Source organism: Azospirillum sp. RU38E, assembly GCF_900188385.1.
Taxonomy (GTDB): Bacteria; Pseudomonadota; Alphaproteobacteria; order Azospirillales; family Azospirillaceae; genus Niveispirillum.
Map to the genome: position 1 here is coordinate 1 of NZ_FZOI01000019.1, position 13673 is coordinate 13673.

Annotated in this window: 14 protein-coding genes; 9 read left to right on the forward strand and 5 right to left on the reverse strand. The window is 63.1% G+C overall.

Annotation, left to right across the window (positions count from 1 at the left end):
- Positions 1–524 precede the first annotated feature (524 nt).
- Positions 525–1730 carry an NnrS family protein gene (locus tag CHB97_RS21610; RefSeq protein ID WP_089290093.1) on the forward strand — a complete coding sequence of 402 codons (1206 nt, stop codon included), beginning with the start codon at positions 525–527 and terminating at the stop codon, positions 1728–1730.
- Between the two features lie 5 nt (positions 1731–1735).
- Positions 1736–2509 carry a Crp/Fnr family transcriptional regulator gene (locus CHB97_RS21615; protein WP_244559655.1) on the forward strand — a complete coding sequence of 258 codons (774 nt, stop codon included), beginning with the start codon at positions 1736–1738 and terminating at the stop codon, positions 2507–2509.
- Positions 2510–2515: 6 nt separating this feature from the next.
- Here CHB97_RS21615 and CHB97_RS21620 read toward each other — a convergent pair whose 3' ends face one another.
- The 3 genes from CHB97_RS21620 to CHB97_RS21630 form a co-directional block, all read right to left on the reverse strand.
- On the reverse strand, positions 2516–3229 hold the full coding sequence (locus CHB97_RS21620; protein ID WP_089290094.1) for a cyclic nucleotide-binding domain-containing protein: 714 nt from the start codon (positions 3227–3229) through the stop codon (positions 2516–2518).
- Positions 3230–3322: 93 nt separating this feature from the next.
- Positions 3323–3988, reverse strand: a complete 666-nt coding sequence (gene ric / locus CHB97_RS21625; RefSeq protein ID WP_089290095.1) for an iron-sulfur cluster repair di-iron protein — start codon at positions 3986–3988, stop codon at positions 3323–3325.
- A gap of 28 nt (positions 3989–4016) precedes the next feature.
- Positions 4017–4268: a hypothetical protein gene (locus CHB97_RS21630; protein ID WP_143271118.1), complete on the reverse strand. Its 252-nt coding sequence runs from the start codon at positions 4266–4268 to the stop codon at positions 4017–4019.
- Here CHB97_RS21630 and CHB97_RS26185 point away from each other — a divergent pair.
- From CHB97_RS26185 to CHB97_RS21660, 7 genes are all read left to right on the forward strand, one after another.
- Positions 4252–4446 carry a hypothetical protein gene (locus CHB97_RS26185; protein ID WP_143271121.1) on the forward strand — a complete coding sequence of 65 codons (195 nt, stop codon included), beginning with the start codon at positions 4252–4254 and terminating at the stop codon, positions 4444–4446. The genes CHB97_RS21630 and CHB97_RS26185 overlap by 17 nt on opposite strands.
- Positions 4447–4595: 149 nt before the next feature.
- Positions 4596–4754, forward strand: coding sequence for a periplasmic nitrate reductase, NapE protein (napE, locus tag CHB97_RS21635; RefSeq protein ID WP_089290097.1), 159 nt, complete (start codon positions 4596–4598; stop codon positions 4752–4754).
- Positions 4755–4769: 15 nt separating this feature from the next.
- Entirely contained in the window at positions 4770–5066 is a 297-nt protein-coding gene (locus CHB97_RS21640; protein ID WP_089290098.1) for a 4Fe-4S dicluster domain-containing protein, read from the forward strand.
- Positions 5063–5332, forward strand: coding sequence for a chaperone NapD (locus CHB97_RS21645; protein WP_089290099.1), 270 nt, complete (start codon positions 5063–5065; stop codon positions 5330–5332). Before CHB97_RS21640 ends, CHB97_RS21645 begins: the two co-directional genes overlap by 4 nt.
- On the forward strand, positions 5329–7830 hold the full coding sequence (gene napA, locus CHB97_RS21650; RefSeq protein ID WP_089290100.1) for a nitrate reductase catalytic subunit NapA: 2502 nt from the start codon (positions 5329–5331) through the stop codon (positions 7828–7830). Before CHB97_RS21645 ends, napA begins: the two co-directional genes overlap by 4 nt.
- A gap of 2 nt (positions 7831–7832) precedes the next feature.
- Complete coding sequence (locus tag CHB97_RS21655; protein ID WP_089290152.1) at positions 7833–8384, forward strand: nitrate reductase cytochrome c-type subunit; 552 nt, start codon at positions 7833–7835, stop codon at positions 8382–8384.
- Complete coding sequence (locus CHB97_RS21660) at positions 8384–9019, forward strand: NapC/NirT family cytochrome c (protein ID WP_089290101.1); 636 nt, start codon at positions 8384–8386, stop codon at positions 9017–9019. Before CHB97_RS21655 ends, CHB97_RS21660 begins: the two co-directional genes overlap by 1 nt.
- A gap of 111 nt (positions 9020–9130) precedes the next feature.
- Here the strand turns inward: CHB97_RS21660 and CHB97_RS21665 are convergent, their stop codons facing one another.
- The gene (locus tag CHB97_RS21665; RefSeq protein ID WP_089290102.1) at positions 9131–11215 is read right to left on the reverse strand and encodes a phosphocholine-specific phospholipase C; all 2085 of its coding nucleotides are present in this window, start codon (positions 11213–11215) and stop codon (positions 9131–9133) included.
- A gap of 64 nt (positions 11216–11279) precedes the next feature.
- The gene (locus CHB97_RS21670; protein ID WP_200820067.1) at positions 11280–13625 is read right to left on the reverse strand and encodes a TonB-dependent receptor; all 2346 of its coding nucleotides are present in this window, start codon (positions 13623–13625) and stop codon (positions 11280–11282) included.
- Positions 13626–13673 lie beyond the last annotated feature (48 nt).

The following is a 13673-nucleotide window of genomic DNA, read 5'->3' on the forward strand; positions in this document are numbered from 1 at the left end:
GAGACTGCAAATCCATCGTCGGCAGCGGCGCCGCCGTCGTTGGTGGAGCGCTTTCTAAACACCTCCAACCAACCCGTCAACCGTTTTTTCACCGTTCCAAACTTTTTTCTCCGCAGCGCCGAAACGCTACAAAAAGCATAGAACCAACCCGGTCAACGGACCATCAAGCAATCAACCCACCAGAACTAAGTCCAGCAGACACAATGCCCAACAGTACGATAGATAAATCCACTTGTCCGAAGGCCTAAACCTTCAAAGAACCGTCGGTGATACTGACCAAAACCACCATCACCCCGTCCCACAACTTGACAAACCAACCGGCCCGCCGTCGTGGGAGGCGCTGTATAGGCGCATGATAAAACCGATGCAACAGGTTTTTTGAAGAAAAATGAAAATCTTCGCGTCATGCAAAGCAGCCCCCACACGGGCGTCACGCGGCCGGAGTTTGTGGCGGCACAAACTGGGAAGGACTGGGAAGGCGTATCAGGGAGAGGCCAAGATCAGTGGTCAGGAGGTTCCCCATCATGAGCACGCCCTTTCAGGACATCGCCCAGCCCCGCCCCGCGCGGCTGGCGCTGTTTGCCTATGGCTTCCGGCCATTCTTCCTGGCGGCGGGGCTTTATGCCATCGCCGTGGTGATGCTGTGGCTGATGGTCTTGCACACAGGCCGCTGGCCGGACGGGCTGGGCAGCCCCATAGCGTGGCATGGGCATGAGATGCTGTTTGGCTTTGCGGGGGCCGCCATTGCCGGCTTCCTGCTGACCGCTGTACCGAACTGGACCGGGGAGCGCGGTTTTGCCGGGGGCGGGCTGATCGCGCTGACGGGCCTGTGGCTGGCCGGTCGTGTGGCGCTGAATCCGCTTGCCCCCTTGCCGGCGCTGCCGGCGGCAGTGATTGATCTGGCCTTTTTCCCGGCCTTGGGCGCCATGGTGCTGCCCTCCATCATCCGGGCCAGGAACCGCCGCAACTATATCATGCTGATTCTGCTCGGCCTGCTGACCCTGGCCAGCGGCTTTTACCATGCGGAACGACTGGGCTGGCTGGAAGGCGGCTGGGCCTGGGGGCAGGCGCTGGCCATGGATATGGTGCTGCTGATGGTGGCGCTGATCGGCGGGCGCATCGTGCCCTCCTTCACCAGCAGCGCCTTGAAGCGGCTGGGCCGGCCGGCGATGGTGCCGCCGTTCGGGCGGCTGGACCGGGTGGCCCTGATCAGTCTGGCCCTGCTGACGCTGGCCGATCTGGCCCAGCCGCAGGGCTGGCTGCCGGGTCTTGCCGCCTTGCTGGCTGGGATCGCCCAGGCGTTGCGGCTGGCCCGCTGGCAAGGGGTGAAGGCGCTGGATCAGCCTATCCTCTGGTCGCTGCACCTGGCCTATGCCTGGATACCGCTGGGGCTGCTGCTGAAGGCGGGCTGGCTGCTGGGGGGGCTGGCCATCGGCCAAACCTGGGTCCATGCCCTGACCGCCGGCGCCTTTTCCGGCATGATTCTGGCCGTGATGTCGCGGGCCGCCCTGGGCCATACCGGGCGGGAAATTGTGGCGGCCAAGCCCACCGTGGCCGCCTATGTTCTGCTGACCCTGGCGGCGCTGGTGCGGGTATTGGCCCCGCTGCTGCCGGACATGAATCTGGCCTACAGCATTGCTGGCCTTTGCTGGGTGGCCGCCTTCATCCTTTACAGCCTGGTTTATGCACCCATCCTGATCACCCAGCGTGCCGACGGGCGACCGGGGTGAGGGATATGGATTTATCCGCCCTGATGGGTCTATGCTGCACGCCCTTTCCCAAACCGGCCAAGGCAGACCCCATGGAAAAGCCGAAACCCGACCCGTCGCTGCTGCGGCCGATGCGCATGTTTGCCGGACTGGATGCCAGCGCCTTGAGCGCAGTGATGGAACATGGTCAGGCCCGGCGTGTGGCCAAGGGCAGCATCGTCTTCAAACAGGGCGACAGCGCCAGCACCTGCCATGCCCTGATCGACGGGCGGATCAAGATTCAGCAGACAGGGCCGGATGGGCAGCAGGTGGTGGTGCAGTTCGTGGGCCCGGGGGAGATGTATGGCACGCTGGCCATGTTCCTGTCGGGATATCCCGGCGACGCGGTGGCGGTGACGGACAGTGTCGATCTGGTCTGGTCGGTAGAGACCATGAAGGACTTGATGCTGACCTATCCGCAGATTGCCATGAACAGCATGGCCATGCTGGGCGACCGGCTGGAGGATTTGCAGACCCGCGTGCGCCAGCTTTCAACGCAGCGGGTGGAGCGGCGGGTTGCCTATGCCCTGCTGCGGCTGGCCCGTCAGGCCGGGCGGGAAGTGTCGGCAGGGGTGGAAATCAGCTTTCCGCTGACCCGGCAGGATCTGGCGGAAATGACCGGCACCACCCTGCACACGGTCAGCCGCATCCTGTCCGCCTGGGAGAGCGATGGCCTCACCGCCGGCGGGCGGCAGCAGATCGTGGTGGTGAAGCCCGACACGCTGCTGGCCATCGCGGAGGATTTGCCCCGCCCGGCCTGACGACGATCAATCCGCAATGATCGAAAGCGGTCCCTCCGCCGAATCGATCAGCGGGGCCGGGCGGGAGAAGGCAACCAGCCTCTCCCGGTCCTGGATCACCAGCCGGCTGCCCTGCACCGACAAGCCCTGATCGCGCAGGGCGGAGAAGGCACGCGACAGGTTTTCCGCCGTCATGCCCAGGCGGGACGCCAGGATGCGTTTATCAAACGGCAACATCACCTCATCTGCCGGGCCGGCCAGGGCCAGCACATAACAGCCCAGGCGCTGCACACCGGTGCGCAGCTTCAAATCCTTGATCTGGCGAACCAGACGGCGGAAATGCTGGGCCAGTTCCGCCATCACCGGGGTGGAGAGGTCCGGGTCGGCGGCCACCGCGCGACGGAAGGCACCGGTTTCCAACAGCAATATGCGCGATGGCACCAAGGTGCGGGCCGACATCAGATAGGGGGCGCCGGTCAGGGCGGCCGCCAGGATGAAGCTGTCAACGGGGAACAGGATGTCCACCACCGCCTCGTTATCATCCTGGTCGCGGGCAAACAGCTCCACCCCGCCTTCCAGCAACACCATCAGGAAATCCGCCTGCTCCCCCTCATTGAACAACAAGGTGCCGCGTGGATAGCGCTGCAAAGACCCACGCGCCACCAGCACCGACAATTGCGCGTCAGTGACCTTGGCAAACATGGGCAGGCTGCGCACCAGATGGAGATCGTCAGGCTTCATTATCAAGATGGGCTGGGTAACCGAAGGGGGCTGCCGGTTAGGGATGCTATCCGGCGGGCCCCGTCATATCACCGGATCAGTCACCGGGATAGACTATGCGGAAGCGCCAAAACGAGCGAACAGCACATTGTTTTCAAGATGCACATGTTCCTGCGCCTCCTGCACGAAATGCTGCAGGCTGCTGTACAGGGCCCGCCAAGTGGCACAGGCCCGGGCCGGTGGGGTGAAATCCCGCGTCAGTGCCGCCATCTGGTGCAACTGATCACCGAACACATCATGTTCCTGCATCATGCAGGCGATGGGGGCTGCCAGAAAAAACGATCCGCCTGACAGCATGGCCGGGAACAGCACCTGTTCTTCCTTCTGCATATGTTCCTCCAGCTCCCCGGCCACCTGCGCCAGCAGGGCGTGCAGGCCCTTGGGACAATCCGGATGCTGGCCGTGAACGCTTTCAACCTTCTGCGACAGGTACAGCAGTTCATCCAGTTGCTGCCGGTGGCCGGCATGGAAGCGGTCCAGGATCAGGCTGGTCAGGGCGGGGGTGGAAAGGCTGGCCGGGGCCGGGGCCGGGTCCGCCGCCCCGCCCTGATCCATCAACTCCCGCAGCAATTCGGCCGGGTCCAGCCCATGGGCCTGGGCGGCATCGGCCAGGGGAAGGCCGCCGCCACAGCAGAAATCAATGCCATGGCGGCGGAAGATAGCGGTCGCCCCGGGGATGGTGGCGGCGAACAGCGATACGGGTTGCGTCAGCGATGTCATGGCGTTTCTCTGGGTTTGGGGAGGGGGCTCAACCACCGCAATGGCCGCCGCAGCAACCACCGTCGCGCTCGGGCAGGTCGGCAAAGCGGATACGGCTGGTACCGGGCGTGGGGAACAACCCCTGCAGCCGTCGCAGCAACCGTTCCGGCGGCAGCCCGTCCGGGCACTCATCAATGGCGCAGATGATCGACCCATCCGGCAGTTCTCCCGGAACGGTATCGGGCTGCGGCAGAAGAAGGTGGGCGGCATCGCGCCGGAACTGGATGAACTGGGTTTTCATCGGGCCAGAGCCTTGCAGGGAGGAAAGTGCCCCATCCAAGCAGGCCGCCGCCGCAGCGTCCTTGCGCTTCGGCAAATTTGTCGGCAAGCGCTTTGCTTTTTTTGCGCTGCCGGCGCCGGCCATCAAGCACAAAAGAAAACAAGCATGGTCTGAATTGATAAATGTCAATTTTAAATAAATCAAAAATCAATGTCGATGTATCGCAATCTATACAGCGATATTAAATCAACATTATTGAGATGACGCCAAATTGATTCTGATCAATGCTTGAGCACTCCATCGCACTGTATGGTTTTCCTAGCAAACAATAGATTCTGGCAGGATGTCATGGATGCAACCCCCGCTCCGGACTCCAGAAAAGCCGAACTGCTGAAGTTCGTCTTCCTGGCTTTCGTTTTCATCCCGGTTCTGTCGATCGGGGTGGTGGCCGCCTATGGCTTCGCTGTCTGGATCTACCAGATGTTCGCGGGCCCACCGGGCATGTGACGGGGGGAGCGCACCATGGAACCCAGGCTTTCCCGTCGCGCCCTGTTCGGGCGTGGACCAGACCCCACCTCCGCACCGCCTGCCGGCCCGCCGCTGGCCGTCATTGCCGCCCATTGTCTGGCGGAAACCGGTGCCTATTGCCGGACCTGCGGCGATGCCTGCCCGGAAGCGGCCATCCGCTTTCTGTTACAGCCGCGCGGGCGGGCGCGGGCGGATGTGGATGGGGATCGCTGCACCGGCTGCGGTGATTGCCTGTCCCCCTGCCCCGTCGGTGCCATCCAGCTTGCCCCCCGCGATGGAGACAGCGCATGAGCGATGAAATCCACATTTCCAGCCTGATCGTCCATGCCCGCCCCGATGCGCTGGCCAACGTCACCGCCCGCATCCAGGCGCTGGGGGGTGAGATCGTGCCCAGCGCCGGCGATGCCAGCCGGCTGATCGTGCTCGTCGAACAGCCCAGCGCCCGCGCGACCGCCGACATACTGGACGCCATCAATGCCATCCAGGGCGTCTACAGCGCCCTTCCCGTCTATCACCACGCCGAACCTGCGGTGTGCCTTGCGGAGCCCATGCCATGACACTGACCCGCCGCGATTATCTGAAGGCCCAGGCTGCCGCAACGGCAGCCGCCACCGCCGGCGTCACCCTGCAGGCCGGTGCCACGCAACTGCCCACCGGCATGGATGCCAAGGTGAAATGGTCCAAGGCTGCCTGCCGCTTCTGCGGCACCGGCTGCGGCGTCATGGTGGGGGTGAAGGAAGGCCGCATTGTCGCCACCCATGGCGACCAGAAGGCTGAGGTGAACCGGGGCCTGAACTGTGTGAAGGGCTATTTCCTGTCCAAGATCATCTATGGCCAGGACCGGCTGACCACGCCCATGTTGCGCATGAAGAACGGCCAGTACGCCAAGGAGGGGGATTTCACCCCCATCACCTGGGATCAGGCCTTTGACATCATGGCCCAGAAATGGAAGGCCACGCTGAAGGCCAAGGGGCCGGAAGCCATCGGCATGTTCGGGTCCGGGCAATGGACGGTGCATGAAGGCTATGCCGCCGTCAAACTGATGAAGGCCGGCTTCCGCTCCAACAATATCGATCCCAATGCCCGGCATTGCATGGCATCCGCCGTGGCCGGCTTCATGCGCACCTTCGGCATTGATGAGCCGATGGGCTGTTACGATGATATCGAAACCGCCGACGCCTTTGTGCTGTGGGGCAGCAATATGGCGGAGATGCACCCCGTCCTGTGGACCCGCGTCACCGACCGCCGCCTGTCCAACCCGGATGTGAAGGTGGCGGTGCTGTCCACCTTCGAACATCGCTCGTTTGAGCTGGCGGACATCCCCATGGTGTTCACGCCGCAGACCGATCTGGCGATCCTGAACTATATCGCCAACCACATCATCCAGACCGGGCGGGTGAACAAGGATTTCGTCAATAAGCACACGACGTTCGTGAAGGGCCGCACCGATATCGGCTATGGGCTGCGGCCCGATAATCCGCTGGAAAAGGCGGCCAAGAATGCCGGCAACGCCAATGATTCCGACCCGATCAGTTTTGAGGAATATGCCGCCTTCGTCGCCCCCTATACGCTGGAAAAGGTGGCCGCCCAGTCCGGCGTGCCGGCGGCCCGGCTGAAGGCGCTGGCGGAGCTGTATGCCGACCCGAAGATCAAGGTCACCAGCTTCTGGACCATGGGCTTCAACCAGCATACGCGCGGCGTCTGGGCCAACAACCTTGTCTATAATATCCATCTGCTGACGGGGAAGATTTCTGAAGCCGGCAACAGCCCCTTCTCCCTCACCGGCCAGCCCAGCGCCTGCGGTACGGCGCGGGAGGTTGGCACCTTCTCCCACCGGCTGCCCGCCGACATGGTGGTGACGAATGCCGAACACCGCGCCCATGCCGAACATCTGTGGAAGCTGCCGGAAGGCACCATCCCGGCCAAGCCCGGCTTCCATGCCGTGCAGCAGGACCGGATGCTGAAGGATGGCAAGCTGAACTGCTACTGGGTGCAGGTGAACAACAACATGCAGGCGGCCCCGAATACCGCCAACGAGACCTGGCCTGGCTATCGCAACCCGGACAATTTCATTGTCGTCTCAGACGCTTACCCCACCGTCACCACCATGGCGGCCGATCTGGTGCTGCCCGCCGCCATGTGGGTGGAAAAGGAAGGCGCTTACGGCAATGCCGAACGCCGCACCCAGGTCTGGCATCAGTTGGTGAACGCCCCCGGTGAGGCGCGGTCGGACCTGTGGCAGTTGGTGGAATTCTCCAAACGCTTCAAGGTGGAGGAGGTCTGGCCGGAGGAATTGCTGGCCAAGGCCCCGGAATTCCGCGGCAAGACCCTGTTTGATATCCTCTATCGCAACGGACAGGTGGACAGGTTCCCGGTCAGCGAATGTGACCCTGCCTATGAAAACCGCGAGTCCAAGGAACTGGGCTTCTATCTGCAAAAGGGGCTGTTTGAGGAATATGCCAGCTTTGGCCGTGGCCATGGCCATGATCTGGCCCCCTATGAGCGCTATCACGAAGAACGCGGGTTGCGCTGGCCGGTGGTGAATGGCCAGGAAACGCGCTGGCGCTTCCGGGAGGGGAGCGATCCCTATGTGCCGGCCGGCGAAGGGATGCGCTTTTACGGCCATAAGGACGGCAAGGCCCGTATCTTCGCCCTGCCCTATGAACCGCCAGCGGAAAGCCCGGATAAGGATTATCCGTTCTGGCTGTCGACAGGCCGGGTGCTGGAACATTGGCATTCCGGCTCCATGACGCGCCGCGTGCCGGAACTGCACCGCGCCGTGCCGCAGGCGCTCTGCTACATGCATCCCGATGATGCCCAAGCCATGAATGTGCGGCGCGGGCAGGAAGTGCTGGTGGCTTCCCGCCGGGGGCAGGTGCGGGCGCGGGTGGAAACGCGCGGTCGCAATAAGCCGCCGCGCGGGCTGGTCTTCGTGCCCTGGTTTGATGCCGATGTGCTGATCAACCGCGTCACGCTGGATGCCACCGATCCGATCTCCAAACAGACCGACTTCAAGAAATGCGCCGTGCGCATCACGCCGGTCCAGGGGGCATGATCATGAAACACCTCCGCACCGCCCTGATCCTTTCCCTGCTGGCGCCCTTGCCCATCTTGGGCGTGCCGGTGGCGCAACGGGCGTTGGCCACCGATCCGGCCCCCGCCCAGGTCGCTGCCGCGCCCAGCGCCAGCGTGCGCGATGTCAAAGCCAGCGGCCGCCCGGCCTTCACCGGGGCTGAGGGGCTGACCGTGCAGGAAGCCCCGCCCATCCCGAAGGATGCCACCGACGACCGCCGCCGCCAGCGCAATTACCCCGAACAGCCGCCGGTGATCCCGCACCAGATCGTGGGCTATCAGTTGGACCTGCGCGCCAACAAGTGCCTGACCTGCCACGCACGGGAATTTACCGGCGACAGTCAGGCGCCCATGATCTCCGTCACGCATTTCCAGGATCGTGACGGGCAGGTGCTGGGGGCTGTGTCGGCCCGCCGCTATTTCTGCCTGCAATGCCATGTGCCGCAGACGGACGTGCAGCCGCGTGTGCCCAACAGCTTCCGCGATGTGGATAGTGTCATCCGCGAAAAGGATGCCGCCGCCAAAGGGGGCCAATGATGGGCATCATCCGCCGCGCGCTGGATCTGGCCTTGGTAGCCTGGCGGGCTTTCAACCGCCCGGCCGGCCATCTCTCCTTAGGCTTTCTCACCATCGGCGGCTTTGTCGCCGGCGTGCTTTGGTGGGGGGGCTTCAACACCGCGCTTGAAATGACCAACAAGGAGGCGTTCTGCATCGGCTGTCACGAGATGAAGGACAATCCCTATGCCGATCTGAAACAGACCATCCATTATTCCAATCGGTCGGGCGTGCGGGCCACCTGCCCGGATTGCCACGTGCCGCATAAATGGACCGACAAGATCGCCCGCAAGATGCAGGCCTCCAAAGAGGTCTGGGGCAAGATTTTCGGCACCGTCGACACGCCGGAAAAGTTTGAGGCCAAGCGCAAGGAACTGGCCAGCCACGAATGGGCGCGGCTGAAAGCCAATAACTCCCTGGAATGCCGCAACTGCCACAGTGCCGACAGCATGGACATCACCCGCCAGGGGGCGCGCGGGGCCGAGGCGCATCAGCGCTTCCTGTTCACCGGGCAGGCCACCTGCATCGACTGTCACAAGGGCATCGCCCACCGGCTGCCCGACATGACGGGCGTGCCGATCTGGACCATGCCGCAACAGGCTGCCGCCCCGCATTAAGCGGGGTGATATTGACTTAAGCGTTGGGGCAAACGGTCCCCGCTCTCACCCCCATCACCCCGGCGCAGGCCGGGGTGATGGGGGGGGGAATACGTCAATCGGGAAGCGCCTTTAACCCCGCAGCCCCACCACCCGCAGCGGTGCCGCCGCCAGGGTGGCCGGGTCGGAGAAGGATTCCGATCCATCCTCCAGATGGCCGGCCATGCGCCAGGACTGGCCAGCGGCAGAGAGCAGCAGATCGTACCAGCCATGGCTGCCGGCGAAATCCAGCGGCAGGCTGGTCTCCCCGCCCGCCGGCACTTTCACCTGCCGCGTGCCCTGGCCATAGGCAAGGTCGGCCAGGGTCAGGGTCAGCCCGGCCGTGCCCGGATTGCTCAGCCGCAGCAGCGCCTGACGGCCGCGCCCCTGCTCAAAGGCAGCCCCGAAAACCCCATTCCAGCCGGTCAGGCGCCGGTGGAAGCCATTGGGGCCGACAATGAACAGGTCGCGCCCTGGCTCCAGCACCGCCTCCAGCGCTGCCCCCGCCCCAACGGTATAGCGGGCGGGCGCCTGATCCAACTGGCCCAGCCGATAGAGATGGAAGACGGCCGCCCGCGCCTGCCCTTCATTCAGGAACCGCAGCCCCGTCCCCAGCGCCACATCCAGGCGATAGGGGGTGGCGCGGCGGCGGCGGGGGCCGGTTTCCTGGCTGGGCGCCGTCAGTGCCGCCGGCAGCGGCGGGTCCACCTCCTTCAACCCGGCCGCCCGGTCCGACAGGGCGCGGGTGGGCGGAAGCTTGGCCGGGAAGGGCCGGCTGTCCCGGCGGGCGAAATCGAAGCAGGAGGTGAGATCGCCACAGACAGCCCGCCGCCAGGCACTGATATTCGGCTCCATCACACCGAAGCGCGCCTCCAGAAAGCGGATAACGCTGGTATGGTCGAACACCTCCGGCGCCACATAGCCGCCGGTGCTCCAGGGGGAGACGACATACATCGGCACGCGCGGCCCCAGCCCATAGGGCCGGTTGAGATAGGGCGCGTCCTTCTCCCCCTGCGAATGGCGGTGATATTCGTCCCCCGCTTCCACCGTGGAACCACCCAGCAGCCGGTCCGGGTCGGCCGGATCGCGGGCCGGGGGTGCCGGCGGCGGCACATGGTCGAACAGCCCGTCATTCTCATCAAAATTGATCAGCAGCACGGTGCGTGACCAGACATCCGGGTTGGCGGTCAGCGCATCCAGCACGCGCGCAGTATATTCGGCCCCCTGCAAGGGCGTGGAAACGCTGGGATGTTCGGAATAGACGGCCGGTGCCACGATCCAGGAAACCTGGGGCAGCGTGCCCGACAGCACATCCTGGCGCAAATCATCCAGGGTGCGGCTGGTCAGCGTGCGGCGCGCCAGCTCCGCCGCCGGCCCCTCCATCGCCCCGCGCGCCGCGCGATAGGCCTTGAAGCCGACCAGCGGATTGTCGCTGAAATTATCCGACATGTCCTGATAGATCTGGAAGCTGACCCCGGCCGCCAGCAACCGCTCCGGATAGGTGGTCCAGGTATAGCCGCCATGGCCGCGCGGGTCTTCAAACCCGTCATAGCCATTATCGATGGCCGGGCCATTGGCCTTGGCCTGCGGATCATGCGTGCCGGTCCAGATATAAAGCCGGTTGGGATTGGTGCTGAGATGCAGGGCGCAATGATAGGCGTCGCACAGGGTGAACGCCTCGGCCAGCGCATATTGGAACGGAATGTCGGCGCGAGTGAAGTGGGCCAGTGCGTGGTTATGCTTGTAACGTGGCCAGTCCGCCATGCGGCCATTATCCCAGGCAGCCTGGCTGTCGGGGAAACTGTGCGGCGTGCCCAGCGGGCGGATCAGGCGGAAATCCTGTTGGGTATCCAGCCGGAACGGGGCCAGCAGGCGGGGACCGGGCTTGTCTTGTTCCGCCGGCTGCACAAAAACGGTGCGGTCGGGTGCCTCGGGCAGTGGCGGGGCAGGAATGGCGAACCGGTCGCCAAAGCCCTGCACCCCGTTCATCGACCCGAAATAATGGTCAAAGGCGCGGTTTTCCTGCGTCAGGATGACAACGTGCTGCACATCGCGGATGCTGCCGCTGCGCCGGTCCGGCCCGATGGAAGCGGCCCGCACGATGGAGGGCATCAGGGTGGCCGCCCCCATGGCCGGCATCCCGGCGGAAAGCAGCCGGCGACGGGACAGATCAACCATCGGAAAACCTCCTTAACGGAAATGTGCCGGCGATGATGCCGGCACATTCCTTGCGATTCTAAACTTAGAAATCAAAGGTCAGCGACGCGGTCACCGTCCGCGGCGTGCCTAGGAAGGCCGAGCCACCATCCGCACCGGCAAGATAGCGCTTGTCGGTCAGGTTGCTGGCCTGGATCATCAGTGAAATGCCGGCCAGCCGTTCATTCACCAGCGCCAGATCGACACCGGCATAGGCATCAACCACCGTGAAGCTGGGGGCGATCGCCTGGCCCTGTGTATCAATGAAACGATCCCCGACGAACTTGGCGGAAAGCCCTGCCTTGAAAACGTCCTCCTTGTAATCAGCCGCCAGCACCCACATGGTACGCGGCGAGTTGATCACCTGCCGGCCGGGCGTGATGCCGATATCATCATCCTGCGCCTTGTTGCCCGTGCCGATATAGGTTGCGTCATTATAGGTGTAGCTGCCTGACACGGTCAGCTCCGGCAGGACACGATAGGCAAGTGCCGCTTCGATACCCTGGCTCTTGATGCCGCCGACATTGAGATAGACGCTGTCCTGTTCGGAAAGATAGTCGATCCCCGTCACCAGATTGGACGAAATCGACTCAATATGATTGTTGAACTTGATATCGTACCCAATCAGCGACGCCTGGATGTCCCCCATATTGTAACGAGCACCGATTTCAATATTGTCAGCCGTTTCCGGCTCAAGCTTGGCGATGACCGCTTTCGGTTCACCCAGCGGACCATTACCAATGGCAGCGAAATTCTGGGAGAAGCCGCCGAACAGTTCCAGGCCCGAAATCGGGGTCTGATAGGTCAAACCGGTGGAGATCAGCGGATCGGAATGATAACTGATTTCTGTGCTGTCACGGGCATTCAAAAGTTCAGCGCGGCGCTGATCCAAGTGAAACTGCCGAACGCCAAAACGGGCGGTAATGGGGCCAAAGGTCACTGAATCCTCGGCATAGCCGACCACTTCATCAAGATCATAATCGGTGCTGAACTGCACATAATAGGGCGTGTCGTCAAAGGCAATGCCAAGCAACGGGTTACTGATCTTGTGCCAGTCGCGTACCTGGTTGGCACGACCATATTCATACCAGATGCCCGCGCGCAGGGTGTTCTGGAAGTCGCCGAAATCATGCGTCCAGTCGACATCGCTGGTCACACCGGCACGTTCGTTCTTGTAATGAGTGTGACGGTAGGACATGACCGCCGTTGAACCGGTCGGATAGCAGGAGGGTGAATATTCCGCCGGAACCAAAGCTGTGCCGGCACAGCCCGCAATCATCGACGCCTTGGCTCCCGATGGGGTCACGAAATAAATCTTTCCAAGGGAGCTACCGCCAATCGTCGTCCCCCCTCCGGTAAACTCGCTTTCCGGCTTGCCAGCACCATCATTGCGCACATCGACCAGATAGGGCGGGATCCAGTCACCGCGACCGGTCATGTGATGATAGTAGCCGGTCACCGCCAGCTTGACCTCGCCCAGTTCCGTGTCAGCCTTGAGATAGCTGAACAGATTCTCGCGGAGGGCGCGTGACCCGGCGCGGTAGGACTGGTCGATATAGGGGATGCCGGTCCATTGATCCGTATAGGCATCATGGTTGGGATCCTTGGCGAACATGGCCGGGGAGACAGAGCCGAACTCCGCCTCATCGGCGTCATCATAGGACAGCCAGCCGGTCAGATTGACCTGGCCAATGCGGCTTTTGATCTTGCCGTCAACATGGTCGCGCTTGGTGACACCGGCACCGCCGATCCAGTCCTTGACGTGGGAGGAAGATGCGCTGAGATAAGCGCGCGTGTCAGGCGCTATGGTGCCGGTATCCACGCGTGCATAGAATTTGCGTGCATCGAAATCACCCCCTGCCACCGTAAAGCGCGCCCGTGCCTCATCCAGCGGGTCAGAGGTGATATAGTTCAGCGTGCCGCCCAACGCCTCGTTGGAGCGGGAGGAAATGTCCGCCGTGCCCTGCGATACAATGACGGTCTTCAAATCCAGCACATCGACATAGCGGTTGGCCCGCGAACCGCCGCCATAGCCCGAGCCCCCATTGGGCAGCCCGTCAATCGTGGTGCCGATCTGCTGCCCGCCACCGCCGCCGCTGCTGAAACCGCGCATACTGATGGAGGTCGCCCAGTCCGACGAGCCGAAGGCGTCACCCTCCGCCACGAAAACACCGGGAAGTTCCTTGATGACGTCATTCACGCTGGTCAGCGCCGACTGACGGTCGATCATCGTCTGTGTCACCTGAGTGTTGGCAAAGGTGACTGCCCGACCAACGACGACGATTTCGTCAATCGATTGCATCCCTGTGCTTTCCTGCGCCATGGCCATCGGTGGCATCAGCGCGGTGGTCACTGCCAGAAATGACAGCAGGGCCGTCTTGCTCCGTAACATCGTTCTATTCCCTTTCCCCATGATCGCAATGCTGCAACTGCGAGACGG

Coding starts and splice junctions, on each gene's coding strand:
- CHB97_RS21610 (WP_089290093.1), top strand. CDS start 525: ATGAGCACGCCCTTTCAGGACATCGCCCAGCCCCGCCCCGCGCGGCTG.
- CHB97_RS21615 (WP_244559655.1), top strand. CDS start 1,736: ATGGATTTATCCGCCCTGATGGGTCTATGCTGCACGCCCTTTCCCAAA.
- CHB97_RS21620 (WP_089290094.1), bottom strand. CDS start 3,229: ATGAAGCCTGACGATCTCCATCTGGTGCGCAGCCTGCCCATGTTTGCC.
- ric (WP_089290095.1), bottom strand. CDS start 3,988: ATGACATCGCTGACGCAACCCGTATCGCTGTTCGCCGCCACCATCCCC.
- CHB97_RS26185 (WP_143271121.1), top strand. CDS start 4,252: ATGAACTGGGTTTTCATCGGGCCAGAGCCTTGCAGGGAGGAAAGTGCC.
- CHB97_RS21630 (WP_143271118.1), bottom strand. CDS start 4,268: ATGAAAACCCAGTTCATCCAGTTCCGGCGCGATGCCGCCCACCTTCTT.
- napE (WP_089290097.1), top strand. CDS start 4,596: ATGGATGCAACCCCCGCTCCGGACTCCAGAAAAGCCGAACTGCTGAAG.
- CHB97_RS21640 (WP_089290098.1), top strand. CDS start 4,770: ATGGAACCCAGGCTTTCCCGTCGCGCCCTGTTCGGGCGTGGACCAGAC.
- CHB97_RS21645 (WP_089290099.1), top strand. CDS start 5,063: ATGAGCGATGAAATCCACATTTCCAGCCTGATCGTCCATGCCCGCCCC.
- napA (WP_089290100.1), top strand. CDS start 5,329: ATGACACTGACCCGCCGCGATTATCTGAAGGCCCAGGCTGCCGCAACG.
- CHB97_RS21655 (WP_089290152.1), top strand. CDS start 7,833: ATGAAACACCTCCGCACCGCCCTGATCCTTTCCCTGCTGGCGCCCTTG.
- CHB97_RS21660 (WP_089290101.1), top strand. CDS start 8,384: ATGGGCATCATCCGCCGCGCGCTGGATCTGGCCTTGGTAGCCTGGCGG.
- CHB97_RS21665 (WP_089290102.1), bottom strand. CDS start 11,215: ATGGTTGATCTGTCCCGTCGCCGGCTGCTTTCCGCCGGGATGCCGGCC.
- CHB97_RS21670 (WP_200820067.1), bottom strand. CDS start 13,625: ATGTTACGGAGCAAGACGGCCCTGCTGTCATTTCTGGCAGTGACCACC.